A 26729-nucleotide genomic window follows, 5' to 3' on the forward strand; every position below is an offset into this window, starting at 1 on the left:
TCAAACTTTTTTATAAAAGAATGATTCAATTGAATATAGAAAAAGCGTGTTTTGATCAATCTTTTTTCAAAACACGCTTTTTCTATTTGCTATTTTATCAAGGTTTATAGAGTTAATTTAATCAAACCCTATTTCATTGCTACAAAACTGTTTCAATAATAGGAAAAAAAGCTCGTTACGTAAGGTACTCCTTTCGTAACGAGCTGTTCATAGAGATGATTATACTTCCATAATAATTGGTAAAATCATTGGCTTTCGCTTTGTTCGTTCATATAAAAACGGACCGAGTAAATCTGTAATTTCATTTTTTATTTCAGACCATTGTGATGTTTTACGCTCCATTACCTCATTCAAATGATTCGATAGAAGCTTCTGAGATTCATGAATTAAGTCTCCAGATTCACGCATATAGACAAATCCTCGCGAGATTAAGTCAGGGCCAGCCGTAACCTTAAATTCCTTCATATTTAGGCTAACGACAACTACTACTAAACCTTCCTCTGATAAGATTCGGCGATCACGTAAAACGATATTACCAATATCACCAATTCCATTTCCGTCAACATACACAGAGCCGGAAGGAACCTTCCCAACGACACCTGCTTCTTCAGGATGAAGAGCTAACACATCTCCATTATCCATAATGAAACAATTTTGTTCGGGTATTCCACAATCCTGTGCTAATTGAATATGCATCTTTAGCATGCGGTATTCACCATGAATAGGCATGAAATATTGAGGCTTCATCAGTCTAAGCATTAATTTCTGTTCTTCTTGACCACCGTGACCAGATGTGTGTATATCATTTAATGAACCATGGATGACATTAGCGCCAGCACGAAAAAGTTGATTGATCGTTTTACTCACACTTAATGTATTTCCTGGAATTGGCGATGATGAAAAGACAACGGTGTCTCCAGGAATGATCTGGATTTGGCGGTGTGTTCCGTTAGCAATTCGTGATAATGCCGCCATAGGCTCACCTTGACTCCCTGTGCATAGAATCGTTACTTGATTGTCAGGAAGCTTATTCAGTTGAGATGTCTCAATAAATGTATTTTTCGGTGCTTGAATATAGCCTAATTCTTGTCCGATTGCTAAGGAGGATTCCATGCTGCGTCCGAAGACAGCGATTTTACGTCCATATTTCACAGCTGATTCCACAACTTGCTGCAGGCGATGAATATTCGATGCAAATGTAGCAAAGATGACTCTTCCTTCAACCTTACGGAAAATATTATCGATGCTTTCGCCAACTTTTCGCTCAGACATTGTAAATTCAGGTATTTCACTATTCGTACTATCTGATAATAAGCATAGTACGCCTTCTTCACCAATTTTGGCCATTTTTGTTAAGTTAGCAGGTTCTCCAACTGGAGTGAAATCAAACTTGAAATCACCCGTGTGTACAACACTACCAGGTGGAGTCTTCACGACAATTCCGTATGCATCAGGGATACTATGGGTCGTGCGAAAGAAGGATACTGACGTTTTCGTAAATTTGACGACTTGATCCTCATGAATTTCATGTAGCTTCGTTCTTCTTAGAAGCCCATGCTCTTCTAATTTCCCTTTCAGAAGTCCAAGAGCTAATTTTCCTCCGTATACTGGAACATTGACAGATCGTAATAAATATGGAATACCACCGATATGGTCTTCATGTCCGTGCGTAATAAAGAGTCCTTTAATTTTGTCCTCATTCTTAACTATATAAGTATAATCAGGAATGACATAATCAATACCGAGAAGCTCGTCCTCTGGAAACTTAATTCCGGCATCAATTAAAATAATTTCATCTTGAAATTGTACAGCATACGTATTTTTCCCGATTTCTCCGAGTCCACCTAATGCAAATACGGCTGTTTGGTTGTTTTTAACTTGTTTCATAAATTATACATTCTCCACTTTGTAATCTTCTTTTTGTTGTTCATATTCTAAGTATGGACCAGAGATCGGAGTAATAAACTCAATATTATATTGGCGTGAAGCTAATTTTAAACGAACTTCTGCTTCACTCTCCGCTTCAATAAAGAGAGATTCCGTAAACTCTCGTACTGGAACCTCGGAAAAATTATTTTGATAATACACTTTAAAAATCATTTAGCTACCTCTCCTTAATTGTGGTTATAGGTTCATTATAAAGTAAATACTTCCTAATTTCATGTTTTTCTTTTTTTATTTTCGATTAAGAAGAGTCAATGATTCACAAGTAGTCGTTTTTTTCTTTGATGTCATTAACGTTGAACTTCAAAATATCGTTTCTTTGGGAGTAGGTTCTTACATTTGTTTACGATTCGCTTTCTCCATTTTTTTAGCATATGATCCCGCCTTTCTTCACAATAGTGTTCTTTTCTGTAGTATGTGTTAGTTTATGTCAGTTTGTTCAAGGGAATTTTTGTAAAAACAAGAACTTGGAAAAATAAAATGCTCTAAAAAGTCACATGGACGTTTCAGAGCATCAACCTAACTTATGCTATATACCTTTTGGAAGATGACGTTTTAATTTGTCTGAGAAGTCCTCAATTCGATCATAAAACATAATACCATCAAGGTGATCTAATTCGTGTTGAAAAACAATGGCAATAAATCCTCTTAATCGTAATGTTACTTCTTCTCCGTCTAAGGTAGTTGCTTTAACGGTTATTCTTGAATGGCGTGGAACGTTACCTGGGATATCACGATCGACTGATAAGCAACCCTCTCCGCCTTCTAAATGATTTTCTTCGACTGAATGACTTATAACCTTTGGGTTAACGATGCCCATACTATATAAACGGTCTTGTTCATCCGTTGCATGAATGGCAAACATTCGCTTTGAAACACCAACCTGTGGGGCAGCTAATCCGACACCAGGGCGAAGGTCATGTTTTTCAGCTAATTCCGGGTCTTGACTATTAATAACAAAATCAAGCATGTCCTGTAACAGCGATCTATCTTCTTCATTTAAAGGTAAAGGAACCTCTGCTGCTTTTTGACGCAAAATAGGGTTTCCTTCTCGAACGATATCCTTCATTGTAATCATTTATGTATCACTCCTTGTTAACTTTAACACTAATGGGATAGTGGGCAAGCATTCTTTAATGTATTCTTATGTTAACGTGAAATAAGGAAAAAGCAAAGGTTGATGTTATAAAAATTTTCAAAAAACGAATTGGGGAATGTGCACAATTACGGCAAGTAATTGTGCACATTCTCGTGATTAGGGGATGAATATAGGAGAAATTAACCTCCGAATTTTGATGCGCCGACAATAATTAAGAGGATGAAAAGAACTACAATCAACGCAAAGCCCTTTCCAGCACCTCTGTCGCAGTGGCTAGGACCATATTGCATAGGACCATATTGCATTGGAGCTACTTGACCACCATAGCCATATCCACATGGGTCATAGCAACATTGTTGACCAGCACCAGCACCGTAACCGTAACCAAACATGAGCCATTCCTCCTTTATAAGCGTATCGCATTGTAGCGATTCACTAATTACTGTATGCATGTTACATATAAGCGGTTGGACGTTTGCCCAATTCTGATCGTTTATTTTAATTTATTGTACTGGCTCATATTCATTGTACTTCGCTCATATAATAGCAACGTTTACATTTACATGGGCAAAAAAGATGTGTATGGTTAAGCTAGATATTAAAGTGAGAAGGAGGGGAGTTTTGTGAAATACATACAATTTTTACTAATAATTGGACTAGCATGTTTCGTGCTTACAGCTTGTGGTGGGGATCCAGCTCAAGACGTATATGAACACTTAGAGACAGCTGTTGAACTAGAACGACCATTTGAAGAACAACAACAATCTCTCTATCATGCTGAGGAAAGAGAAAATGAATTGTTTGATGAAGTTATAACGTTAGGGACGTCTGAATTAGACGAAATTGAACCTCTTATTGAAGAAGCGCTTGAATCGATTGAGACTAGATTATCGATGGTTGAGATTGAAGAGGAGAGCATTGAAGCAAGTTTTCATGAATTTAGTGAAATTGAACAATATGAAGATCAGTTTAATGAAACCGAATTGGAAGAGCTATATTCTTCATTATTAGAAACGATGAACACTCGTTATGATGCTTATCATTTATTAAATAAAGTGTACAAAGAAGCAGCACAAGCTGACCAAGATCTATTCGAAGCATTTCTTGATGAAGATTTAACACTTGAACGATTGCAGGGGCTTGTCGATCAAGTAAATGATCATTATGAATCTGTAGATCAGCATACGCAGTCTTTTAATGAGGCAACCGATTTATACAATGAGAGTAAAAGGAAATTCTACGAAGCATCAGATTTAAACATATCCTATGAATGAGTCAGATAAACGTGCTACATGTGCCTTCTATGAGAATGACTCATAGAAGGCATTTTTATCGAGTGAACGAGCTTTCTTTTATTAGGACGTGGCGCTGTGCTAAACGGAACTTCGTTGTGTTAAAAGAAAGAAATACGCCATTTTTAGCATGAGAAGTGGAACGTCATTCTGCTAATACGCAAAAAGAAGAGAAAAGTGAAGCACAATAATAATGATATGACGAAGACTCTGTTTGAAACTGTATTATAAAAAAACATATTGATCTATAACACAGTTTTAAAATAAAAGGGTTGTTAGGGTGGAAAGGAATTGTTAAATGACACAATGATACAAAAGGATTGACGAATTTATACAAAGTAGGTTAGACTTATTTTTGAAGGTGACTATTGTATTAGTTATTGAAAAGTTTTACTAATACAGTCTCAGTTGTCGATAATTATTTCAGTTCTTTAAGGCTTTGACATGAAAAAGATCTACTTGAAACTGTTATGGATAAAGGTAGATTGGGTATTCTATGCTAGAGAATGGTCAATAGTCTTGAAATTAAATGAAACATTTAAGAACGACAGAACAGGTTCTTTATTTTTGAGGAAGAGGTGAAGGTGGAAATGAATACAAAAACGTTAGAACAAGTTGAAAGTCAATTTGAAACGTTTCAAATTTTGGATGAGGATGGAAAGTTAGTAAATGAAGAAGCGATGCCTGAGCTAAGTGATGAACAACTTCAAGAGTTAATGAAGAGAATGGTTTACACACGCATTTGGGATCAACGGGCGATCTCATTAAACCGCCAAGGGCGTCTTGGTTTCTATGCCCCTGTAGCTGGACAAGAAGCTTCAATGCTTGGTTCACAATTTGCGTTAGACAAAGAAGATTGGATCTTGCCGGGATATCGCGATGTTCCACAAATTGTATTCCAAGGACTACCACTATATCAAGCTTTTTTATGGTCACGTGGACACTATGAAGGTGGACAAATGCCTGATGGGTTAAATGTATTGTTCCCACAAATTATTATTGGAGCCCAAATTGTTCAAACTGCCGGCGTTGCACTTGGGCTTAAGCGTAAAGGAAAAGAAAATATCGCATTAACATATACAGGTGACGGTGGTGCGTCGCAAGGTGACTTCTATGAAGGAATGAACTTCGCTGGTGCATATAATGCTCCTGCTGTATTTATTGTTCAGAATAACCGTTTTGCGATTTCAGTGCCGGTTGAGAAGCAATCGGCTGCAAAAACAATTGCTCAAAAAGCAGTTGCTGCTGGTATCGAGGGCATTCAAGTCGATGGAATGGATGTATTAGCTGTTTATAAAGCGACAAATGATGCTCGTAAACGTGCATTAGCTGGAGAAGGTCCTACGTTAATTGAAACATTAACATACCGTTATGGCCCTCATACGATGGCTGGGGATGACCCAACTCGATATCGTTCTTCTGATTTAGATGATGAGTGGACAAAGAAAGATCCGCTTGTTCGTTTCCGTAAATTCTTAGAAGAAAAAGGACTTTGGAACGAAGAGAAAGAGAATGAAGTTGTTGAACAAGCGAAAGCAGACGTGAAAGAAGCGATAAAGAAAGCAGATGCTGCTCCTAAGCAAAAGGTAACAGATTTGATAGGCTTTATGTTCGAGGATTTACCAGCAAATCTTCGTGAGCAAATGGAACAATACACAGCAAAGGAGTCGAAGTAACCAATGGCGCAAATGACGATGATTCAAGCGATTACGGATGCAATGCGTAATGAGCTTAAAAATAATGAAGATGTACTTGTGTTTGGGGAAGACGTTGGTCAAAACGGTGGTGTGTTCCGTGCGACTGAAGGTCTGCAAAAGGAATTTGGGGAAGAACGTGTGTTTGATACACCACTTGCAGAATCTGGTATTGGTGGTTTAGCAATTGGTTTAGGTTTAACCGGCTTCCGTCCAGTGATGGAAATTCAATTTTTTGGATTTTTGTTCGAAGTCTTTGATTCAGTAGCAGGTCAAATGAATCGTATGCGTTACCGTACAGGAGGCAAGCTAACGTCACCAATCACTGTGCGCTCTCCATTTGGTGGTGGAGTTAAAACACCTGAAATGCACGCTGATAGCTTAGAAGGACTCGTCGCACAAACACCAGGTTTAAAGGTTGTTATTCCTTCAACACCATATGATGCAAAAGGTCTACTTATTTCAGCAATTCGTGATAATGATCCTGTTGTGTATCTTGAGCATATGAAGCTTTACCGTTCATTCCGTGGAGAAGTTCCTGAAGAGGAATATACGATTCCACTTGGAAAAGCGGATATTAAACGTGAAGGTAAAGACTTAACCATTGTTACATATGGCGCGATGGTACACTCATCATTAAAAGCGGCTGAGGAGCTTGAAAAAGAAGGGTATGATGTGGAGGTTATTGATTTAATGACCATTAGTCCTCTTGATATCGATACAATTATTGCATCTGTTGAGAAGACAAATCGTGCAATTGTTGTTCAAGAAGCTCAAAAGCAAGCTGGGATTGCAGCGAATGTTGTGGCGGAGATTACAGAGCGTGCAATCTTGAGCCTAGAAGCCCCTGTAAAGAGAATAACAGCACCTGATACTGTGTATCCTTTTGCTGCAGCGGAAGATGTTTGGTTACCAGACTACAAAGATATTGTTGAAACAGCAAAAGAAATCATTAACTTTTAATGTATGAATAAAAAGAAGGAAAGATATTTGTCTTTCCTTTTTACCGAATCGTTAAGAAACAAAGGAGGCACATAAGGTGGCATATCAGTTTAAGTTACCAGATATTGGTGAAGGTATTCACGAAGGTGAAATTGTTAAGTGGTTTGTAAAGGCAGGCGATGAGATTAAGGAAGATGACATTCTTCTTGAAGTTCAAAATGATAAAGCAGTAGTAGAAATTCCATCACCTGTTGATGGAAAGGTGCTTGAAGTAAAAGTTGAAGAAGGTACGGTTTCAATCGTAGGCGATGTTCTTCTAACGATTGATGCTGGAGATGCTAATCCTGCAGAGGAAGAAGAGACAGTAGAAGAGGAAAAAGATGAACCAATTGCAGAAAAGCAAGAGAAGTCAGAAGAATCACCTAAGACAGATCAAAATGGCTCTACTGAAAACACTCGTGTGATCGCAATGCCTTCTGTTCGTAAATATGCTCGGGACAATGACGTAACGATTGCAAATGTGTCAGGTACTGGTAAAAATGGACGCGTATTAAAAGAAGACATTGATGCATTCTTAAATGGTGATCAAGCGGCTCCAGCAGCTGGAGCAGAGAAAGAAGAAAAAACGGCAAAAGAATCAGCAAAGCCGGCTTCTATTCCTGTTGGTGAGCTAGAGGAACGTGTTCCTTTAAAAGGTGTGCGTAAAGCAATAGCGAAAGCGATGGTTAACTCAAAGCATACCGCGCCACATGTTACTCATATGGATGAGGTTGAAGTTTCAGGATTAGTTGCTCATCGTAAGCAGTACAAAGAGGTTGCTGCAGAGCAAGGTACGAAGCTAACTTATTTACCGTATGTAGTGAAGGCTCTAACTGCTGCATTACGTAAGTTCCCAACTCTTAATGCTTCAATCGATGATGCCAATGATGAGATTGTTTATAAGAAGTATTTCAATATTGGAATTGCGGCAGATACGGAGCATGGACTATTTGTACCTGTTATTAAAGACGCAGATCGTAAATCGATTTTCGCATTAGCTGATGAGATTAATGAGCTTGCGGCTAAAGCTCGTGATGCTAAATTAAGCGGTGATGAAATGAAGGGCGGGTGCGCGACGATTTCAAATGTAGGTTCTGCGCGTGGCTTGTGGTTTACACCAGTTATTAATCACCCAGAAGTAGCCATTTTAGGTATTGGTCGAATTGAAGAGAAGCCTGTAGTGAAGGACGGCGAAATTGTTGCTGCACCTGTTCTTGCCCTCTCTATCAGTTACGATCATCGTCTAATTGATGGAGTAACAGCACAGAATGCACTTAATCATGTGAAACGCTTGTTAAATGATCCACAATTACTATTAATGGAGGGGTAACAGATGGTTGTAGGAGATTTCGCGAACGAAGTAGATACACTAGTCATTGGTTCAGGTCCTGGGGGATATGTTGCTGCTATTCGCGCAGTGCAGTTAGGACAAAAAGTAACAATTGTTGAGAAAGGTGATATTGGTGGTGTTTGCTTGAACATAGGTTGTATCCCATCAAAAGCACTTATTTCAGCAGGACATCGCTATCATCAAGCAAAAGCTTCTGAAGATATGGGAATCGTTGCTGAAAATGTTTCCATTAATTTCGATAAGGTTCAAGAGTGGAAAGCATCCGTTGTTAAGAAATTAACAGGTGGAGTTGAAGTCTTGTTAAAAGGGAACAAAGTTGAGATTGTCAAAGGTGAAGCATATTTTGCGTCGGAGAATTCTGTACGTATTATGGATGAGTCAAGCGCTCAAACATACAATTTCAAAAATTGTATTATTGCAACGGGCTCTCGTCCAATCGAAATTCCAGCATTTAAATATACGAAGCGAGTTATTAATTCAACGGGTGCACTTGCTCTTAAAGAAGTACCAAAGAAAATGGTTGTCATTGGTGGGGGCTATATTGGGATCGAGCTAACAGGTGCGTTTTCAAATATGGGCACTGAGGTTGTTGTTCTAGAAGGAACGAAACAAATTCTTGGTGGATTTGAGAAGCAAATGGCTAAGCTTGTTGAACGCCGTCTTAAGAAGAATAATGTTGATTTCAAATTCGAAGCGATGGCTCAAAGTGTAGAAGAGACAGAAGATGGTGTGAAAGTAACGGCTGAAGTAAATGGCAAAGAGGAAGTATTCGAAGCGGATTATTGCCTTGTCACTGTTGGACGTAGACCAAACACAGATGAACTTGGCCTAGAGCAAGTCGGAGTTGAAATGACAGATCGTGGAATTGTTAAGGTTGATAAGCAATTACGCACAAATGTATCTAACATCTTTGCAATTGGTGACATTGTAGACGGACCACCTCTTGCTCATAAAGCATCTTATGAAGGTAAAATTGCAGCTGAGGCTATTGCAGGTGAAAAGTCGGAAATTGACTATTTAGCGATTCCAGCGGTTGTCTTCTCGGAGCCTGAATTAGCAAGTGTTGGATATGATGAAGAAGGTGCAAAAGAAGCAGGCTTTGATATAGTTGCAGCGAAATTCCCATTCGCCGCTAACGGACGTGCGTTATCATTAAATGATGCTGACGGTTTCATGAAGCTTGTAACACGTAAGGAAGATGGACTCGTCATTGGAGCTCAAATTGCCGGGCCGAATGCTTCTGATATGATTTCAGAGCTTGGTTTAGCAATCGAAACAGGAATGACAGCAGAAGATATCGCATTAACCATTCATGCTCATCCAACATTAGGTGAGATTACAATGGAAGCAGCTGAAGTTGCACTTGGTACACCTATTCACATTGTGAAATAAAGGTAAAGCCGTACGGAAACAGTGAATCTGTTTCCGTACTTTCGTTTGAGGGTAAGAAAGTATTGTTAACTCGATAGAAGAAGGGTATTCCGAAAGATTAATTGTCTCTTTCGGAATACCCTATTTTCCTTTGATTTGGATAGCCATTTAAGGTGTCTCCTCCTCTAAAAACAGATCAAACAGCTCTGTAATAATTTCTTCTTCTGTAAGGATTCCTTCCATACGTAGGTGTTCATTTTCGCCAGTTACTACAATCATTGTTGGAAACTCATTGATTTCAAAATATCTAATTACATCTCGTTCATTAAGATCAACAATAATAAATGTGAGCATTTCATCTTCGAAATGTTGTTGTAATGTTAAGAATGCATCATAATATGTATTTTCATCCTGTATAGAGGTAGAGTCCGAAAATAGGACAGTGACCATTTCATCATCCGGATGATTTAAAGGGTTTTCTTCGGTGGAGGCGACGGAAACACAAGCAGTTAGAATAAACATAGAGCTTAACAGAAAGACCATGATGTACTTGTCCAACGCAGTTCACTTCCTTTGCATACTGACTAGCATTGTTTCTCCATTTTAGCATGCAAGAACGTTCCTAATAGCTAAGTAACAAAAATGTAATGAAATAGAAATATTTTGCATAAATTCAGGAAAAGAGTAAAATTAATCAGTTAAAGATGGTTTGTTAAAAATATAAGAGGGATAACTCTTTTCTTCAATTGATACACGCCTTTCATCACTTGTAATTTGAGTTAAATCTTTCATCACTCTTTGAAGAGATAACAGCTCACGACATACTTGATGTAAAAATAAATCTTCGTGCTTATGCTTGTTTAAAAGTTGTTTTAACTGTTCTAAACAAATATAATGTTCTGTCGTAACTTGGTGATAAGGGTCCATTAATATAGCCGAAAATGAATCAATTGCTCGCCGTAACACCTCTTGATCTCCATTCGAAAAATGATGGTTAACTCGGGTATGAGCTAATTTACCCAAATGAAAAAGAATAAAATGTAAATAGTCCATTTTTTTTTGCAAATAGCTGAATGATCTTCTCTCTAATTCTGTTGATCGACGGTATACCCACTCGTCTATTTGAAAATGAATAAATTGATAAGCTTTTATTAGATCATCTTGTAATAATCGGTAATGTAATGTTTGGTTCTGCTCATTTTGATTAAAGTGATCTTCCATAATGGCATGAATACAATGAGCAGTTTGTGAAAATAAATAATTGACTTTGTTAGACAGAATTGGCCCGAATTGTGGTGGTAAAATAAGAAAATTAATAAGCGTAGAAACGATAATACCGATAGAAGTCCCTGTAATTCTTTGAGCGAAGTCTGAAACCAAATCTAGTGAAGTGGCTGGTATCATTGCAACGGCTGTTAGTGTGGCGACGAGAGTCCCTGTATCAAGTTTTAGCTTCATGCAAGCCATAATCGTCAATATAGAAACGATGCCATACGTGATGGGTGTTGGGCCTAACAACTTTGTTAGGAAAATAGCAAACATGGCTCCAATAGCAGCGGCAGGTAATCGAATTAGACCTTTTTTTATTGAATCAGCTGCTGTCGGCTCGATCGTCACAATCGCTGTTACAACTGCAAAAGTCGGTGGGATATTAATGAAGTGACAAATGGTCGCCGTAATGAAGACAGACAAGCCTGTTTTTAATACGCGTCTACCAATCCATCCTTTCATAATCATCCTCCCAATAAGAAGTCACCAAAAAAGTTAAAATCAAACTTTTTCAGTGCATTCCCCAATAAGCCTTTTTTAGTATTTATGACAAAAAGTGATATTTATAGTATGTCATAAATAAATTCCTGTTATACTTATGGAGGTGAAGGAGTGAAAGGAAATGAGGAATCTATATTGGATCGTGATCTTTTGTTTGTGCTTTCTTATTGGATGCGAACAAACAGTAGATGAGGAGATTGATGAGAATCAATTAGATGAGCAACATCAAATAGCAAATGAAAAAGATGAACAAATAGATGAAGATGTGCAAGGTGTTAAAGAAGATGATGATGAGCGCGCGGAAAATGTAGAGAAAGAGGAAGTTGAAGAGTCTAACTATTACCGCGTAAATGAAGCGAATTGGAATATAGAACCAATTGATGAGGGGAATGAACAGATTGTCTTATTAACGATTGATGATGCTCCTGCTAAGCATTCAATGGAAATGGCAGAGACGTTATATACATTAGGTGTTAATGCAATTTTCTTTGTGAATGGTCATCTTCTTAATGAAGAGGGGAAGGAAGTCGTCAAACGTTTGCATGAGATGGGCTTTGAAATCGGAAATCATACGATGAATCATCCGAACATGAGCGAATTATCAGAAGAAGAACAACATTTCGAAATAATCGAGCTTAACGATATTCTTTATGAAATTACAGGTGAATATCCGCGTTTTTATCGTGCACCATTTGGTGATAATACAGATGTTTCGAATGAATTAATAGAAGAGCTAGATATGACGAGGATGAACTGGACGTATGGATATGATTGGGAAACCGATTACCTAGATCCTGAACCGTTGGCCGATATAATGGTAAATGCGCCAGAATTACAAAATGGTGCGAATTTACTTATGCACGATCGAAAATGGACGGCTGATGCGTTGGAGAAAATTGTACATGGACTTCAGGCAAAAGGATATGAAGTTGTCGACCCAAAACTTATTAAGGTGGAGTAGGAAAATCTCTACTTGTTAATCAAATGAGAGCAAGGTAAAATAATCGTCATATGATAATTTAGGGGGAATCTAAGGCGTGTTAAAGTCGAGATGGTTACTCTCTGCATGTTTCATTCTTTTAGTAGGTTGTCAAATGAATGATGAGCCTATAGAAGAACAAGAGATGGATGAAAATAAGGCAGCTGAGACAAAGCAACAAGATGTTAAAGAAAAAGATGATGTAGAGGAAGGATCAACAGAAGTGGATGATTCACTTCAACTTTTATCTATGGAACGGCTAAATGATCAACCACACTTTATGCTAAATGATTTATTAGATATAATTGGTGGAGAATATGATTTTGATGACGTGCATCGTACTGTTGAAATAACAATAAACGATGACTCCTTTTATTTAATAGATGAAGTTCCTGTATTAGAGCGTAATGGACAATATGTTGCAACCGATGAAATTCATTTAACTATAGTGGAGGAAAAAGATGATTATTCTGTTTTTCTTCCCGTTGCATTTATTGAGAAAGGGCTAGATATTCCAGTTCAAATAGAAAGAGAAACGATAGAATTTCACTGGTATGGTCCAACAGAACGAGTAGGAGGTCCACCAGAAGATTTTGATATGTCTGATTGGGATGTAGATGAAATGGTTGACTATCTATCTTTTCTCGAAAGCCCTATTCAGGGAGCTCAAGTGAGTCGTCAGCCTAGTCATTTGCCTGGTGCACCGCGAGATTATCGCAATGGGTTTCATGAAGGGATTGATTGGTATGGCTATGCTACAGGTGAAGCGATTACACCAGAAACTCCTATCTATGCGATGGGGGAAGGGGTTGTCGTTCGTGTTGATCATGACTTTAAGGAATATTCATCTCCTGAGGAGCGCAATGAAGATTTAGCTTATACGGTTGAAATACAAGATACTCCGGAATACATTTTTGATCGATTGCGTGGTATGCAAGTATGGGTTGAATATCCAGGTGGTGTCATGAATCGATTTGCTCATTTATCTGGAATTCCCGAAGATTTGCAAGTAGGTGACACGGTAGATGCTGAAACAGTTATTGGTTATGTAGGAAATACAGGTACAAGCTTCTCTGTTAATGGCGATGAAATGGGTGGCCTTCATTTACATCAAGATCTACTCATATATGGCGAATTATTTTGGGAGCCTTTTACGTTAGATGAGACATCAACGATATTACAACGTATTTGGGAATAAATAGGGAACCTGCATGAGCTATTATTGCTCATGCAGGTTTTTAAAGGTCAGTAACTAAATTGCTTTTTTACGTTCACTGAATCGCTTTGTGTTCTTTAATCACTCGTAATGTGTTGAAGCTTTCGTCTTCTGGTCCTTGAACAGGTAAGCCATTAGAAAGATTTTCTGTAATGTACTGCAAATTGTCAGTTGTAATAATTTCTCCTGGAATTAATACTGGAATTCCTGGTGGGTATACCATAATGAATTCGGCAATAATACGTCCCGCTGATTTTGAAAATGGAACAATCTCGGTATCAGCATAGAAGGCATCACGTGGTGATAGTGATAAAGTAGGTATATTCGGTACTGATACAGGTTTATGATCTTGATTCGGTTGTATTTTTTTTTCGGAGGCTAAATGTCTTAAAGCATCAACTAGCTTATTAATTTTCTCTTTCGTATCACCGAGTGTAATAATGCACAAAATGTTGTACAAATCAGAAAGTTCGACTTCGATTGAATAATTCTTGCGTAACCAAAGCTCAACATCATGCCCACTAATGCCTAGCTGTCTAACAGAAATAATCAATTTGGTCGGATCCATATCGTAGGTTGCAGGAGTACCGAGAATGTCTTTATCGACACAAGTAAGGCCGCTTATATCATTAATTTCTTTGCGGGCGTCATTTGCAAGCCGAATGGCTTCATCTAGTAATGCTACGCCTTTTGTTGCAAGTTGCATACGAGCTGTATCTAGAGATGAAAGCAAAAGGTAAGACGTGGATGTCGTTGTGAGCATACTGATAATTGCTTGTACTCTTTTAGGAGATACGAGTCCTTCTTTTACATTTAAGATCGAGCTCTGTGTCATTGATCCACCAAGTTTGTGTACACTTGTTGCTGCCATATCAGCCCCTGCTTGCATAGCTGATAGTGGTAAGTCAGGATGGAAATGAATATGAACACCATGGGCCTCATCAACAAGAACAGGGATTTGATACGAATGAGCCAATTCTACAATTTGCTTTAAATTCCCTGATATTCCGAAATAAGTTGGATTAATCACTAGTAGCCCTTTTGCATCAGCGTGTGCATGTATAGCCTTTTCTACTGAATCAACCGTTATACCGTGTGAAATTCCAAGGTTCTCATCAATCTCTGGATGTATAAAGATGGGGGTAGCACCAGAAAAAATAATGGCAGACATAATCGATTTATGTACGTTGCGTGGGACAATAATTTTATCCCCTGGCCCACATACAGCCATAATCATCGTCATAATAGCTCCACTCGTACCTTGTACGGAAAAAAAAGTGAAGTCAGCTCCAAAAGCTTCTGCTGCTAACTCTTGTGCTTCTTTAATGATTCCATTTGGATGGTGTAAATCATCTAACGGTGCAATATTAATTAAGTCTATTGCAAGTGCATTTTCGCCAATAAATTGTCTAAATTCAGGGTCCATCCCTGCTCCTTGTTTGTGACCAGGGATGTGAAATTGGATTGGTTGCTTTTCTGCGTGTTGACGAACACCAGTGAACAACGGTGTAAGATGTTGTCGAGACAACGGGTTCACCTCTTTTGTATAATAATCATCGCTAAAACAAAATGAGTATATCAGAAATAAGTTATAATTCCTAGAATGTTTTTGTTTTTTGATTCGATAGTTCCTCGTTGATTAGGGTGTCAAAATTGGTGATAATAAACAAAGAAAGGATGTGAATAAGATGGATCGATCTTTACCAATTTCTTTAGACTGGAGTACGGAAGAAGTGGTTGATGTTATTCAGTTTTTTGAATGTATTGAATTAACGTACAAGCAGCCAATAAACCGCGAAACGATTCTACATAAATATCGCCGTTTTAAAGAAATCGTTCCTAGCAAAAGCGAAGAGAAGACGTTATGTAAGCAGTACGATGAAGAACTCAATATATCGACATATCAAGTGGTGAAACGAGCAAGAGAGAGTCAAGATCAAATGATTAAAAGTGAGCGTCAAAAGTAAGAAAGTGTTCCAAAGGGTTTTGGCCTTTTGGAACACATAAGCAGTTGAAATATGCTCTATTCATTTGCACTCATCGCTAATTGATATAAAGGTAATAATTCTTCATACGTACGTTTTACATACTCCACTAGCTTTTCTTTGTCTTGAACAACCTCATCATTAGGTGTTAAATGTTTACCAATTAAGAACTCTGCCTTTTTCACATCCCTTAAACGAATAAGAGATTGCTTTAATTCTTCTTCAGAAAAGTTAACTAATGGTTTCGCGTCCTTTTTCATATGATCTAATGAAACAACCATGTCGTTTGAAAGCGAAGAAAATAAGTCTAATTCATTTAGAAAACAATTGGCGATGGCTGATTTTGCTGGTAACTCATATATGAACGCCAACCAGATAAATAGATGGTCATCAAATAGTCCTAATTGGAAATGGGGATGTTTTTTATAGCCGCGCTTGTTGTCAGCGATGGCCAACCACGTATCGTTTGGTGGATTTACTTTTCTTCTAGCGTGTTTAGCAATGTGTAAATACATTTCATTTCCAATCAACATCGATAAATCAGTTGTTAATTGTGAACCAATATCTTGGAATTTGGGTTGAATTTGATTTTGGATGGCAGTCATTCGCTCATCTAATCCTTCTAACTGAAAAACGTGAAAATCTTCCTTTGTAAAACCACTCATATTTATACCTCACTTTTCCTGTTGTTCATTTCCTTTAGCCATTGTTAATAACAAAATAGTCATGACTGATTTCCTTTATATTATCATATTTTCACGCTGTGTCGAAAAGATGTGCATTATAAAAATTTCCCCCTATTCCTCATTTCTTTTGTCGTTGCTCTTGATTTTTTCTGAAAATTCACTTAAAATAATAACTATAAATAACTGAAAATTTAGTTAACTATTAATGACAGTTATTCGAGCCATTGAAAAAAGGGAGTGTAGCAAATGGAACAAGTAATGAATACGTTGAAACGAAAAGACGGAAGAGATAGAATCCCTGTGTTGCGTCTCGAAATAGATTATGAGCTTGTTACCTTACATGATGCAATGGCAACAGAAAATTTAGATGAAATGAAGGCTGCTAAATGTAGACTAAGACAGCTTCATGCAGAATTAGTAGAATATGGATTTTTCCATTAAACGTATTGAGATGTGCAAAGGAAGTTTGACTTCAAGCGCATCTCTTTCTCATTTTTCAAAAAACTAGTAAGTCGTGCTACCTCATACTTGATTCAATATGGTCATTCACGTCATAATGGAAGGAAGTCAAAAGGTTCATTTCAACAATGAGGAGGTATGATGTGATGTCAAATGATTGGTGTGAAATTGAAAAGGTAGCAAAATCATGGATCTATGAAGCAGCGCAGATCATAAAGAGTTCGTTTGCTTCGTCAATACATATTGAAACGAAATCAAATCCAAATGATCTTGTAACAGAAGTGGACAAGGCAATAGAATCGTTTTTTTATCATAAAATTAAGGAAGCGTTTCCGGAACATTTTTTTCTCGGAGAAGAGGGAATTGCGGAAGAATTACAATCATTAAAAGGGACAGTTTGGTTAATCGATCCAATTGATGGAACGATGAATTTTATTCATCAGAAATATAATTTTGCCATTTCAATTGGAGTCTATCAAGATGGTATAGGTATGGTTGGTTTAATTTATGATGTAATGGCAGATGAACTGTTTCATGCTGTTCGAGGGAAGGGTGCTTTTTTAAATGAAGAACCACTTGTTCCTGTTAAAGAAAGACCTGTTGAAGAAGCGATTATTGGAATTAATGCTCGGTGGTTAATTGAGGGAAGAAACCCTTATCGAAATCCTTTATCAGCACTTGTACGAGATGTACGTGGTACTCGTTCAATTGGATCGGCAGCGATTGAACTAGCATACTTAGCAGCTGATCGATTAGATGGCTATATAAGTGTGAAATTATCTCCGTGGGATTATGCGGCCGGCTTAGTTTTACTTGAAGAAGTTGGTTGTAGAGCTTCAAATTTTCAAGGAGACCGTTTAAGCTTATTAGAGCCAGGCACATTTATTGCTGGAAAGCCTCATGTGCATAAAGAAATTATCTCTTTGTATTTAGGTGAGGATCATTAGCTTGAATCACAAAAGAACCTGGTGCAGCTTATGCATCAGGTTCTTTATTTTCGCGCTCGTTTATTTTTTTCTTTAACGTAAATCCTAATCCCATCGCCAAGAAAATACCGATAATAGATAAAATAAAAATAAGCATACTCTTTTCTGCGACTGCTACACCAATGCTCATGATACAAATGACGGTAATAACAGCTAATAATAAAAATAAGACATTTTCTTTCTTCATTAGTGCCCCCTTATATATGCATATTCACTAATATAGAGTTGTTCAAAAAGGGAGGTTTTTCCTTTTTTGAATGGCCTCTTTGGTGCTTTTTGAACAGGCTCTTATAGTGTACCTTTTTCTAACAGAAAGAAAAAGGCTTGAATGTGTCAAATCGCGCAAATATTTTTTAGAAAAGAACGAAATATATCATTTGTGTGTAACGAAAAAACATGAAAGATCTGTAAAGGTTGTTGAATTATCGAAGAAAATCTTGCTAAATAGAGTGTGGACAAGTTATACTTGTACAGTTAATGAACGCATAAGGAGAGAGAAAATACAAAATGACCATTCGTAACGATATTCGTAACATTGCTATTATTGCTCACGTTGATCATGGTAAAACGACTTTAGTCGATCAGTTATTAAAACAGTCCGGGACGTTCCGTGAAAATGAGCAAGTCGATGAACGTGCTATGGATTCCAATGCTCTTGAAAAAGAACGTGGAATTACCATTTTGGCTAAAAATACAGCTATTCGCTATAATGACAAGCGAATTAATATTATGGACACACCTGGACACGCAGATTTTGGTGGTGAAGTAGAACGGATCATGAAAATGGTCGATGGTGTTCTCCTCGTTGTTGATGCGTATGAAGGCTGTATGCCGCAAACAAGGTTTGTTCTTAAGAAGGCACTTGAACAAAAGCTAACACCTGTAGTTGTTGTGAATAAAATTGACCGTGATTTTGCTCGGCCGTTAGAGGTTGTTGATGAAGTGGTGGATTTATTTATTGACTTAGGGGCCGAAGAAGATCAATTAGATTTCCCTGTTGTCTATGCATCGGCTATTAATGGTACAGCGAGTCTAGACCCAGAAAAGCAAGATGAAACGATGACAGCTCTATTTGAAACGATTATAGATGCTATTCCTGCACCTGTAGATAATAGTGATGAACCACTACAATTCCAAGTAACGATGTTAGATTACAATGATTATGTCGGTCGAATTGGAATTGGACGTGTGTTTAGAGGAACCATTAAAGTTGGTCAGCAAGTAGCATTAATGAAACTTGATGGCTCAGTTAAGCAATACCGCGTTACTAAGATGTTTGGCTTCTTAGGTCTGAAACGTATAGAAATAGAAGAAGCAAAAGCTGGAGATTTAATTGCGGTTTCTGGTATGGAGGAGATTAATGTCGGTGAAACGGTTTGTCCGCTTGAACACCAAGATGCACTACCGATTCTTCGAATTGATGAGCCTACATTGCAAATGACTTTCTTAGTGAACAATAGCCCTTTTGCTGGACGAGAAGGGAAGTTCGTTACAGCTCGTAAACTAGAAGAACGTTTGAAAGCGGAACTAGAAACCGATGTAAGTTTACGTGTTGAAAATACTGAATCTCCAGATGTTTGGGTTGTTTCAGGCCGTGGAGAACTCCATTTATCAATTTTAATTGAAAATATGCGAAGAGAAGGTTACGAGCTTCAAGTTTCGAAGCCTGAAGTTATTATCCGTGAAATTGATGGAGTGAAGTGTGAGCCGATGGAGCGGGTTCAAATCGATGTTCCTGATGAGTATACAGGTTCTGTTATGGAGTCATTAGGTGAGCGTAAAGGTGAAATGCTTAATATGACGAATAATGGTAGTGGTCAAGTTCGTCTAGAGTTTTTAGTTCCTGCCCGAGGCTTAATTGGTTATACGACGGAGTTCTTATCACAGACAAGAGGGTATGGAATTATCAATCATTCCTTTGACAGCTATGCACCTATTGCTGCAGGTCAAGTGGGGGGACGTCGACAAGGAGTCCTCGTCTCGATGGAAGCAGGGAAAGCTAGTCAATATGGCATTATGCAAGTCGAAGACCGTGGTACGATCTTTGTTGAACCTGGAACAGAGATTTATGAGGGAATGATTGTTGGTGAGCATACTCGAGATAATGACCTTGCTGTTAATATTGTGAAGATGAAGCAGCAAACGAATGTACGTTCCGCAACGAAGGAAAATACGGTGACAATGAAAAAACCTCGTATTATGACATTAGAAGAAGCGCTAGAGTATTTGAATGAAGATGAATATTGTGAATTAACACCTGAGTCGATTCGCCTAAGAAAGAAAATCTTGAATAAATCAGAGCGTGAACGTGAAGAGAAAAGACGTAAGCTTTCAGGTAAAGGGTAGATAGAAAGGATAGGTGACCGTAAATGTTGGTCGGTAGTCCACAAATATCTGAGGAGAATCTAGAACAGTTAACGTGGTTAATGAGAGCAACAACTGAAAATCCCTGGTATGGATTTTATGGGTTTTTGGCTATCGTTGCTTTAGCAATCATTGTTTTTAATTTAGGGTTTGCTAAGAAATTGCCAATTTTAAAAAGGGTTCTTGTCTATATCACATTGATTATTGGTTGCTTTGTGCTTTGGTTTCTAGAATTTTTCTTTGGGGCACCAATCATTGTCGTGTTAATTATTTCAGGGCTCGTTTTAGGTATTTATCGATTTCGCTTACACTTGCACCGTCAGCAGAAAAAAGAAACATAAAAATAAAGGGATGTCCGAAAAGGTATGTTTTTAACCTTTGGGACATCCCTTTTGCTGTAAGGTAAGAATGTATAAAATTCTTAGAGGTTTAATCTAGGAGGAGTCTGGTTCTCTCGTTCCACTTTCTGAAATTCCCAACTTCTTTGTACTACTCAGCACGACGCAATTAAGAAAATTGTCCAATCCCTTATTGTGATTGGCGACGTTGTTCGGTTTTCACCTTAATTCGATCATAGCATTCGTTACACATATACGTATGAATCGGTCTATTTCGTAAACGTTTTGCCAATGGTAGTTCGTCTGAAATTTTTTCGATTTTATCACATAGCACGCATTTAACTCTCATGTTATTACTCCTCCTTATAACAGCAAACAAACGAGAAGGACCCACTTGTTTTCTCGCTATTACTTATATTGTAAGCAATGGAGACTAGAAAATCCACTTTAAATATACATCTACCTAAAAATCGAACTGTATAAAATATAAAAGCGAGCATACTTTTTCCTTCTAGATTAAAAAGCTTGATCATACATTTCTACAAACAGCTAAGAGCGAGATAACGAATCCGGTGATAGTGAAACTCTAGTCAGGAGGAAGAATGTTGAAGAAAATTTACGTTTTGGATACGAACGTGCTCTTGCAAGATCCTTATTCGATTTATTCCTTTCAAGATAATGAAATCGTAATCCCAGCAGTTGTACTTGAAGAATTAGATTCAAAAAAAAGGAACATGGATGAAATAGGAAGGAATGCTCGCAAGTTTTCAAAATGTATAGATAAATTAAGAGGTGATGGCAAATTACATGAAGGTGTCCATTTACAATCTGGTGGGGTTTTAAAAGTAGAACTGAACCATAAGTCCTTTTTAAGATTGAAGGACTCATTTGCAGAAATGACGAATGATAATCGAATTATCGCAGTCGCTCTAAATCTAATGCTTGAAGAAATGGAGAAGGAGGATGGTAAGCAGGTTATTTTAGTTAGTAAAGATGCACTCGTTCGTGTGAAAGCAGATGCTCTTGGATTAGTTGCTGAAGATTTCTTAAGTGATCGTGTGATAGAATTTGAAGATGTTTACCCAGGATATGTAGAAGTATATGTGGATTCGACTGTTATGAAGAGCTTTTACGCAAAAGGAGAAATTACAATATCGGAATTAACGAAACATCCCTTTTACCCTCATCAATTTATTATTATGAAGGATGCACTTGGGAGCTCAAGCTCTGCATTAGGTAAGGTTGAACCAAATGGTAAGAACGTAAAGCCTTTTTTAAATGAACCTGAACAAGTTTGGGGTATTCGCTCACGTAATGTCCAGCAACGTATGGCTCTAGAGCTACTATTACGTGATGACATTCATTTAGTTACAATGATAGGGAAGGCAGGGACTGGTAAGACGTTACTATCTCTGGCAGCTGGTCTGATGCAAACAGAAGATTTAGGTAAATATAAAAAATTAGTAGTGGCAAGACCAGTCGTTCCTCTTGGGAAGGATATAGGGTTTTTACCAGGTGAAAAAGAAGAAAAGCTACGACCGTGGATGCAGCCAATCCATGATAATTTAGAATTTCTATTTAATACTAAAAAGCCTGGGGAGCTTGATCAAATTTTGGCAGGGATGGGATCGATTCAAGTAGAGGCACTAACCTATATTCGTGGAAGGAGTATTCCAGATCAATTTATTATTATTGATGAGGCACAAAATCTAACGAAGCATGAAGTGAAGACAATATTAACTCGTGTTGGTGAAGGGAGCAAGCTTGTTCTAATGGGTGATCCAGGGCAGATCGATCATCCTTACTTGGATGAATACAATAATGGGCTCACTTATGTTGTGGAACAATTTAAAGATCAAACGGTAAGTGGACATATTAAGCTTGTAAAAGGAGAAAGATCAGGTCTAGCTCAGCTCGCTGCTGATTTGTTGTAGTTGAGGGGGTGCAAAGCCACCCTCAACATAATCGTAGTTAATGGACAATTATTTTCTTAATATGACGAATGGGATCATTTACATTAGAGCCGTCGCCATAGTAGAGATGGACGGGGCCATCTTCATGTAATGGTTTCCCTTCCTTAGCAAAACCAAGTAGGGCTTTTTTCACTTGAGCATATTGTAGTGTGACAGTTTGCTCCTTGCATTCTATTTCAATAAATGTCGGTGTTTGAGTAGGTTTTGTATTTTCGATAAAAGGGAGCAGTGGTATTGCATATTTCCCATTGATTTCTCGTTGCTTCTTATGCTTAATTTCATTCCCATTTGTATGAAGGCGAGGTGGCGCAGAGCCTTCAAGGATTTCTTTGTCCCATTGAGCAGAGATCTCTTTCTTATAAATCGTATCCTCGTCTTCGTTATTAGCTTGTTCATTGAAGTATGTATCTAAATCAACCTTCCTTTCATCAAATATCCAAACGGTTGGGTCAATCGTTAAAGGATGCTGGACATGACCTTCTATGAAAAAAACAAATTCTTGCATAAACGTATCCCCCTTGACATGTTGTGTCTCAATAAAGTATAAATGGTTTCAATAGATTTGTCACATATGGGGGGATAAACGTGGTCTGTGAATATGGAACTGAATTAAAGCGAATGGTTGAGGTCGCACGCGTACATACAGAAAATGGGAAGCTTGCCGATTATATACCTGCATTAACAAAGGCGAATCCGGGCGATATAGCTGTTTCAATATTTGATGGTCAATCTACGTGCTTTAGTGAAGGAAATTACAATCAACGTTTTACGCTTCAAAGTATATCTAAAATTTTAACACTTGCGCTAGCATTGATCGATCATGGTGAAGATGTGGTTTTCAATAAAGTTGGAATGGAGCCTACTGGTGATCCTTTTAATTCAATCGTCAAGCTTGAGTCTCATAAGCCATCTAAACCATTAAATCCAATGATTAATGCAGGTGCTCTAGCCGTCAGTTCATTAATATTAGGTGAATCCGCAAATGAAAAGGTAGATCGGTTAATTGCTTTTGTTTGTCAGCTTAGTGGTAATGATTTTTTGACATATAGTGCCGATGTAGCTCAGTCAGAATTTGAGACTGCAGACTTAAATCGGTCTCTAGCTTATTTCATGAAGCAACATGGTGTCATTACCGAAAATGTAGAGGAATTGCTATCATTTTACACGAAGCAATGTGCAATTGAAGTCTCATGTGAGGACCTTGCCCGAATTGGCTATGTTTTAGCGAACAAAGGTAAAAATGAAGATGGAATAGAGGTGATTCCCGCAGACGTTGCTAGAATTGTAAAGACATTCATGGTTACTTGTGGCATGTACAATGCATCTGGTGAGTTTGCCATTAAAGTTGGAATTCCAGCTAAGAGTGGTGTGGCAGGTGGAATTCTTTGTGCAGTCCCGAATAAGATGGGGATAGGGATCTATGGTCCAGCCCTAGATGAAAAAGGAAATAGCATTGCTGGAATGAAATTACTTGAGCTTATTTCTGAACGATACGAATTAAGTATTTTTTAGATATGGATAAATGAGAATGATTCTTATAACCAATGTTTCTGATTAAAATCATTGCTTTTTCTTGCTAGAAAAGATACTATTAAGACAAGATTATTCATGAGGGAGGGGTCCAGATGTCAGCTAAAATGTTGACTGAAGATAGAGATAAAGCATTTGCCCTTCTGAAATCAGATGCGGATAAAATTAGGCAGCTAATTGAGGTACAAATGGAAAATTTAACAATGCCTCAATGCCCTTTATATGAGGATGTCCTAGATACACAGATGTTCGGATTATCGAAGGAGATTCATTTTGCTGTCCGATTAGGCTTAATAGAAGAAGAAGATGGCAAGCAGATTCTAGATGAACTAGAACGTAAATTAGCAGATCTTCATGATTCTACAACTAGAGCATAAAAAGTCAAGCTATCCATGATGGTAGCTTGACTTTTTATTTATCTCATAAAATCTATACAAAGAATGTGACTGTATAAGACTTAATATTAAATGTTTAATATTGGTTTGATAGGTAAAGCTAAAAACGATATAGGGTCAGCTTTTTAATGATAACTAGTTCTTTCTAAGTAGAACCATAACAACATAACTAAGTACTGAAAACAGTACGGATATAATGAGCGCATGTAACAAACCAATTGAAAGAACTTCATTTTCTGTAAATACGACAGATATACCACTGACTAATTGTGCAGTTACAAGTACAAAAGAAAGGATCGTTGCCCATAATAATACTCGTTCATGCTTATAATGTTTAACCGTCCAGAGCATCAAAGCGAGAAGGACGAGTAGAAGAAGGGTACCAGCTACCCTGTGAAAATAGTGTGCGCCTACTGGCCCAGCAAGCCCAGGGAAAAGCATGCCGTTACATAATGGAAACCCAGAACATGCTAGTGTTGCCTGTGTATGCTTCACATAGGCCCCGGTATAAATAACAGCATAACAATACGTGATCGTCATAAAGACAAAATATTTATAGCGGTTCGATACATGAACTAATACACGGGACCCCTTTGAGTCTTCATAGGCTAGAACGGTTAGTAAGACGACAGCAGCAAGTGACATCGCTGATATACCAAAATGTAAAGCGAGAATCGCCTTTGATTGACCGAAAACAACAGCACCAGCACCTAAGAGACCTTGGAATATGATTAAAATGACTGCAAGTGTTGCCATTAATCTTGTTTCTTTTACATGCTTTAACTGCTTCCAAGACCATAAGGCAAGTATAATGATAAGTGCTCCTACCAAACCAGAAACAATACGGTGACTATATTCAATAATTGTTTCAATAGCAGGATTTGTTGGAATCACTTCTCCAAAGCAAAGGGGCCAAGTAGCACCACAGCCTTCACCGGACTCTGTTTTTGTAACGAGTGCGCCTTGAATGAGTACGATTAACACACCAATTGAGGTTAATGTACCAAAGATTTTTAATTTTTTATGCATAGACATCACCTTTCTTCTATAAAAATGCTCCGAAATATGCTAGAGTAAGCTATGGTATGTGACTACTTACCCATTGATCTTATGTAGAATCATGAGAAAAGTCAATTTAACAAAGATGAAGATTTTATGACATACATAATTGTGAAGAAAATGTGAACCTGATGATTTTAGTGAAACTCGTAAGATTTTAAGATATAATGTCACTGTACTCGTTATTAGGTGATAGGGTTATGCACCTAATTATTTTTTATAATGTGGCTTGTTACCTTTAAAGGAGGTGAAGAATGGATGAATAAGTCAAATACGGCATTTGAAGCAACTGAGGTGATCAATTCTGACTCACCAATAACTACAAGTCATCAAAAGTCTTGGAAAGATTATTTAGTTCTAGCTAAGCATGGAATTGTGACATCTAATTTGATTACGACATTTGCTGGCTTTTATTTAGCGGTAGTCTATACAGGAGTAGGCCTAGGTTCTCAGCTTTCAACGATGATTTTTGCACTAGTGGGTGCAGCACTTGTGATGGCAGGCGGCTGTACATTAAACAATTATATTGACCGTGATATTGATCATATTATGGAAAGAACAAAGGAACGTCCATCAGTGACAGGTCGATTCTCAGCAAATCAAGTATTAGTATTAGGGTTAGTACAAGCTGCTGCTGGTCTAGCTTTTCTTTCGCTGACGACTGCATCTGCTGTTGTTATAGGGTTGATCGGTTTGTTTATCTATGTTGTACTTTATACGATGTGGACGAAGAGGACAACGACGTTAAATACAATTGTCGGTAGCTTTTCTGGTGCAGTACCACCACTTATTGGGTGGGCAGCTGTAGACGGTGGCTTACACTCATATGCTTGGTTGTTATTCTTTATCATGTTCTTTTGGCAACCTCCTCATTTTTTAGCGTTAGCAATGAAACGTGTGGAAGAGTATCGAGCTGCGGGCATTCCGATGCTTCCGGTTGTTGCTGGTTTCGCGATGACAAAACGACAAATTGTTGTTTATGTAGCGGCTTTGTTGCCAGTGTCTCTTATGCTATATCCATTTGGGATTGTTTATACGATCGTTGCCTCTGCTTTAGGATTGGGTTGGCTATTGTTAGGATTAGCAGGCTTCAAAATGAAGGATGACATTAAGTGGGCTCGGTATATGTTTGTGTATTCACTTAATTATTTAACAATACTATTTGTTCTTATGGTTGTTGTTCATATTTAAGGATATGAACCGACTAAAGATATAAACATTAATACGAATGATCGTATGAAAGTGAGGTTGAATTAT

General features: G+C 37.8%; 28 protein-coding genes. 16 read left to right on the plus strand and 12 right to left on the minus strand.

Going from position 1 to position 26729, the window contains the following annotated elements; translation table 11 throughout:
• Positions 1-219: 219 nt before the first annotated feature.
• The 4 genes from rnjA to MW695_RS23155 all read right to left on the minus strand — a co-directional run bounded on the left by rnjA (position 220) and on the right by MW695_RS23155 (position 3333).
• Positions 220-1887: a ribonuclease J1 gene (gene rnjA / locus MW695_RS04270; RefSeq protein WP_247103745.1), complete on the minus strand. Its 1668-nt coding sequence runs from the start codon at positions 1885-1887 to the stop codon at positions 220-222.
• 3 nt (positions 1888-1890) lie between these two features.
• Positions 1891-2100, minus strand: coding sequence for a DNA-dependent RNA polymerase subunit epsilon (locus MW695_RS04275; protein WP_035341958.1), 210 nt, complete (start codon positions 2098-2100; stop codon positions 1891-1893).
• 373 nt (positions 2101-2473) lie between these two features.
• Complete coding sequence (gene def, locus MW695_RS04280; RefSeq protein ID WP_247103747.1) at positions 2474-3022, minus strand: peptide deformylase; 549 nt, start codon at positions 3020-3022, stop codon at positions 2474-2476.
• Between the two features lie 200 nt (positions 3023-3222).
• Positions 3223-3333, minus strand: coding sequence for a YjcZ family sporulation protein (locus MW695_RS23155; protein ID WP_373646857.1), 111 nt, complete (start codon positions 3331-3333; stop codon positions 3223-3225).
• A gap of 333 nt (positions 3334-3666) precedes the next feature.
• On the opposite strand from MW695_RS23155, the gene MW695_RS04290 reads away from it, so the two are divergent.
• From MW695_RS04290 to lpdA, 5 genes are all read left to right on the plus strand, one after another.
• Complete coding sequence (locus MW695_RS04290) at positions 3667-4317, plus strand: YkyA family protein (RefSeq protein WP_247103753.1); 651 nt, start codon at positions 3667-3669, stop codon at positions 4315-4317.
• Between the two features lie 608 nt (positions 4318-4925).
• Positions 4926-6011 carry a pyruvate dehydrogenase (acetyl-transferring) E1 component subunit alpha gene (gene pdhA / locus MW695_RS04295; RefSeq protein ID WP_247103754.1) on the plus strand — a complete coding sequence of 362 codons (1086 nt, stop codon included), beginning with the start codon at positions 4926-4928 and terminating at the stop codon, positions 6009-6011.
• A gap of 3 nt (positions 6012-6014) precedes the next feature.
• Positions 6015-6992, plus strand: coding sequence for an alpha-ketoacid dehydrogenase subunit beta (locus tag MW695_RS04300; RefSeq protein ID WP_247103755.1), 978 nt, complete (start codon positions 6015-6017; stop codon positions 6990-6992).
• Between the two features lie 76 nt (positions 6993-7068).
• Complete coding sequence (locus tag MW695_RS04305) at positions 7069-8340, plus strand: dihydrolipoamide acetyltransferase family protein (RefSeq protein WP_247103757.1); 1272 nt, start codon at positions 7069-7071, stop codon at positions 8338-8340.
• 3 nt (positions 8341-8343) lie between these two features.
• Entirely contained in the window at positions 8344-9753 is a 1410-nt protein-coding gene (gene lpdA, locus MW695_RS04310) for a dihydrolipoyl dehydrogenase (protein WP_247103759.1), read from the plus strand.
• 147 nt (positions 9754-9900) lie between these two features.
• On the opposite strand, the gene MW695_RS04315 is transcribed toward lpdA, so the two are convergent.
• On the minus strand, positions 9901-10290 hold the full coding sequence (locus tag MW695_RS04315; RefSeq protein WP_247103760.1) for a hypothetical protein: 390 nt from the start codon (positions 10288-10290) through the stop codon (positions 9901-9903).
• A gap of 132 nt (positions 10291-10422) precedes the next feature.
• Entirely contained in the window at positions 10423-11463 is a 1041-nt protein-coding gene (locus tag MW695_RS04320) for an FUSC family protein (RefSeq protein WP_247103767.1), read from the minus strand.
• Between the two features lie 160 nt (positions 11464-11623).
• On the opposite strand from MW695_RS04320, the gene MW695_RS04325 reads away from it, so the two are divergent.
• Together MW695_RS04325 and MW695_RS04330 are read left to right on the plus strand one after the other, a co-directional pair.
• Positions 11624-12463 (plus strand): polysaccharide deacetylase family protein, encoded by an 840-nt coding sequence (locus tag MW695_RS04325; RefSeq protein ID WP_247103768.1) that lies wholly within the window; start codon positions 11624-11626, stop codon positions 12461-12463.
• Between the two features lie 76 nt (positions 12464-12539).
• Positions 12540-13679 carry a M23 family metallopeptidase gene (locus MW695_RS04330; RefSeq protein ID WP_247103770.1) on the plus strand — a complete coding sequence of 380 codons (1140 nt, stop codon included), beginning with the start codon at positions 12540-12542 and terminating at the stop codon, positions 13677-13679.
• Positions 13680-13752: 73 nt separating this feature from the next.
• Here MW695_RS04330 and MW695_RS04335 read toward each other — a convergent pair whose 3' ends face one another.
• Complete coding sequence (locus MW695_RS04335; RefSeq protein WP_252120652.1) at positions 13753-15225, minus strand: aminotransferase class I/II-fold pyridoxal phosphate-dependent enzyme; 1473 nt, start codon at positions 15223-15225, stop codon at positions 13753-13755.
• A 160-nt stretch (positions 15226-15385) separates the two neighbouring features.
• Between MW695_RS04335 and MW695_RS04340 the strand changes: the two genes are divergently transcribed.
• Positions 15386-15664 (plus strand): UPF0223 family protein, encoded by a 279-nt coding sequence (locus MW695_RS04340; RefSeq protein ID WP_247103774.1) that lies wholly within the window; start codon positions 15386-15388, stop codon positions 15662-15664.
• Positions 15665-15720: 56 nt separating this feature from the next.
• Here MW695_RS04340 and MW695_RS04345 read toward each other — a convergent pair whose 3' ends face one another.
• Positions 15721-16353 (minus strand): YktB family protein, encoded by a 633-nt coding sequence (locus tag MW695_RS04345; protein ID WP_373646855.1) that lies wholly within the window; start codon positions 16351-16353, stop codon positions 15721-15723.
• Positions 16354-16614: 261 nt separating this feature from the next.
• Here MW695_RS04345 and MW695_RS04350 point away from each other — a divergent pair, with 261 nt between their 5' ends.
• Complete coding sequence (locus MW695_RS04350) at positions 16615-16809, plus strand: hypothetical protein (protein ID WP_247103777.1); 195 nt, start codon at positions 16615-16617, stop codon at positions 16807-16809.
• Positions 16810-16973: 164 nt separating this feature from the next.
• On the plus strand, positions 16974-17774 hold the full coding sequence (locus MW695_RS04355) for an inositol monophosphatase family protein (RefSeq protein WP_247103783.1): 801 nt from the start codon (positions 16974-16976) through the stop codon (positions 17772-17774).
• A 28-nt stretch (positions 17775-17802) separates the two neighbouring features.
• Here the strand turns inward: MW695_RS04355 and MW695_RS04360 are convergent, their stop codons facing one another.
• Positions 17803-18000, minus strand: coding sequence for a DUF5325 family protein (locus MW695_RS04360; RefSeq protein WP_247103784.1), 198 nt, complete (start codon positions 17998-18000; stop codon positions 17803-17805).
• Between the two features lie 320 nt (positions 18001-18320).
• Between MW695_RS04360 and typA the strand changes: the two genes are divergently transcribed.
• Positions 18321-20159 (plus strand): translational GTPase TypA, encoded by a 1839-nt coding sequence (gene typA / locus MW695_RS04365; protein ID WP_247103787.1) that lies wholly within the window; start codon positions 18321-18323, stop codon positions 20157-20159.
• Between the two features lie 23 nt (positions 20160-20182).
• Positions 20183-20518: a YlaH-like family protein gene (locus MW695_RS04370; RefSeq protein WP_247103790.1), complete on the plus strand. Its 336-nt coding sequence runs from the start codon at positions 20183-20185 to the stop codon at positions 20516-20518.
• A 187-nt stretch (positions 20519-20705) separates the two neighbouring features.
• Here MW695_RS04370 and MW695_RS04375 read toward each other — a convergent pair whose 3' ends face one another.
• Positions 20706-20864, minus strand: a complete 159-nt coding sequence (locus MW695_RS04375; RefSeq protein ID WP_081728141.1) for a YlaI family protein — start codon at positions 20862-20864, stop codon at positions 20706-20708.
• 256 nt (positions 20865-21120) lie between these two features.
• Between MW695_RS04375 and MW695_RS04380 the strand changes: the two genes are divergently transcribed.
• A complete protein-coding gene (locus tag MW695_RS04380) occupies positions 21121-22449 on the plus strand; it encodes a PhoH family protein (protein ID WP_247103791.1) in 1329 nt (442 codons plus the stop codon).
• 37 nt (positions 22450-22486) lie between these two features.
• On the opposite strand, the gene MW695_RS04385 is transcribed toward MW695_RS04380, so the two are convergent.
• On the minus strand, positions 22487-22993 hold the full coding sequence (locus MW695_RS04385; protein ID WP_247103793.1) for a peptidyl-prolyl cis-trans isomerase: 507 nt from the start codon (positions 22991-22993) through the stop codon (positions 22487-22489).
• 80 nt (positions 22994-23073) lie between these two features.
• On the opposite strand from MW695_RS04385, the gene glsA reads away from it, so the two are divergent.
• Together glsA and MW695_RS04395 are read left to right on the plus strand one after the other, a co-directional pair.
• A complete protein-coding gene (glsA, locus tag MW695_RS04390; protein ID WP_483299844.1) occupies positions 23074-24000 on the plus strand; it encodes a glutaminase A in 927 nt (308 codons plus the stop codon).
• A gap of 113 nt (positions 24001-24113) precedes the next feature.
• Entirely contained in the window at positions 24114-24395 is a 282-nt protein-coding gene (locus tag MW695_RS04395; RefSeq protein ID WP_247103795.1) for an Fpa/YlaN family protein, read from the plus strand.
• 153 nt (positions 24396-24548) lie between these two features.
• Here MW695_RS04395 and MW695_RS04400 read toward each other — a convergent pair whose 3' ends face one another.
• Positions 24549-25442, minus strand: a complete 894-nt coding sequence (locus tag MW695_RS04400) for a COX15/CtaA family protein (RefSeq protein ID WP_247103796.1) — start codon at positions 25440-25442, stop codon at positions 24549-24551.
• Positions 25443-25730: 288 nt separating this feature from the next.
• Here MW695_RS04400 and cyoE point away from each other — a divergent pair, with 288 nt between their 5' ends.
• The gene (cyoE, locus tag MW695_RS04405) at positions 25731-26663 is read left to right on the plus strand and encodes a heme o synthase (RefSeq protein WP_247103797.1); all 933 of its coding nucleotides are present in this window, start codon (positions 25731-25733) and stop codon (positions 26661-26663) included.
• Positions 26664-26729: the final 66 nt, after the last annotated feature.

Source organism: Halalkalibacter sp. APA_J-10(15) (genome assembly GCF_023017105.1).
In the GTDB taxonomy this organism is placed as follows: domain Bacteria; phylum Bacillota; class Bacilli; order Bacillales; family Bacillaceae_D; genus Halalkalibacter.

What these genes read in the sequence shown, in the direction of transcription:
- rnjA (WP_247103745.1), bottom strand. Translation starts at nt 1,887, where the DNA reads ATGAAACAAGTTAAAAACAACCAAACAGCCGTATTTGCATTAGGTGGA.
- MW695_RS04275 (WP_035341958.1), bottom strand. Translation starts at nt 2,100, where the DNA reads ATGATTTTTAAAGTGTATTATCAAAATAATTTTTCCGAGGTTCCAGTA.
- def (WP_247103747.1), bottom strand. Translation starts at nt 3,022, where the DNA reads ATGATTACAATGAAGGATATCGTTCGAGAAGGAAACCCTATTTTGCGT.
- MW695_RS23155 (WP_373646857.1), bottom strand. Translation starts at nt 3,333, where the DNA reads ATGCAATATGGTCCTAGCCACTGCGACAGAGGTGCTGGAAAGGGCTTT.
- pdhA (WP_247103754.1), top strand. Translation starts at nt 4,926, where the DNA reads ATGAATACAAAAACGTTAGAACAAGTTGAAAGTCAATTTGAAACGTTT.
- MW695_RS04300 (WP_247103755.1), top strand. Translation starts at nt 6,015, where the DNA reads ATGGCGCAAATGACGATGATTCAAGCGATTACGGATGCAATGCGTAAT.
- lpdA (WP_247103759.1), top strand. Translation starts at nt 8,344, where the DNA reads ATGGTTGTAGGAGATTTCGCGAACGAAGTAGATACACTAGTCATTGGT.
- MW695_RS04320 (WP_247103767.1), bottom strand. Translation starts at nt 11,463, where the DNA reads ATGAAAGGATGGATTGGTAGACGCGTATTAAAAACAGGCTTGTCTGTC.
- MW695_RS04325 (WP_247103768.1), top strand. Translation starts at nt 11,624, where the DNA reads ATGAGGAATCTATATTGGATCGTGATCTTTTGTTTGTGCTTTCTTATT.
- MW695_RS04340 (WP_247103774.1), top strand. Translation starts at nt 15,386, where the DNA reads ATGGATCGATCTTTACCAATTTCTTTAGACTGGAGTACGGAAGAAGTG.
- MW695_RS04350 (WP_247103777.1), top strand. Translation starts at nt 16,615, where the DNA reads ATGGAACAAGTAATGAATACGTTGAAACGAAAAGACGGAAGAGATAGA.
- MW695_RS04355 (WP_247103783.1), top strand. Translation starts at nt 16,974, where the DNA reads ATGTCAAATGATTGGTGTGAAATTGAAAAGGTAGCAAAATCATGGATC.
- MW695_RS04360 (WP_247103784.1), bottom strand. Translation starts at nt 18,000, where the DNA reads ATGAAGAAAGAAAATGTCTTATTTTTATTATTAGCTGTTATTACCGTC.
- typA (WP_247103787.1), top strand. Translation starts at nt 18,321, where the DNA reads ATGACCATTCGTAACGATATTCGTAACATTGCTATTATTGCTCACGTT.
- MW695_RS04370 (WP_247103790.1), top strand. Translation starts at nt 20,183, where the DNA reads ATGTTGGTCGGTAGTCCACAAATATCTGAGGAGAATCTAGAACAGTTA.
- MW695_RS04375 (WP_081728141.1), bottom strand. Translation starts at nt 20,864, where the DNA reads ATGAGAGTTAAATGCGTGCTATGTGATAAAATCGAAAAAATTTCAGAC.
- MW695_RS04385 (WP_247103793.1), bottom strand. Translation starts at nt 22,993, where the DNA reads ATGCAAGAATTTGTTTTTTTCATAGAAGGTCATGTCCAGCATCCTTTA.
- MW695_RS04395 (WP_247103795.1), top strand. Translation starts at nt 24,114, where the DNA reads ATGTCAGCTAAAATGTTGACTGAAGATAGAGATAAAGCATTTGCCCTT.
- MW695_RS04400 (WP_247103796.1), bottom strand. Translation starts at nt 25,442, where the DNA reads ATGCATAAAAAATTAAAAATCTTTGGTACATTAACCTCAATTGGTGTG.
- cyoE (WP_247103797.1), top strand. Translation starts at nt 25,731, where the DNA reads ATGAATAAGTCAAATACGGCATTTGAAGCAACTGAGGTGATCAATTCT.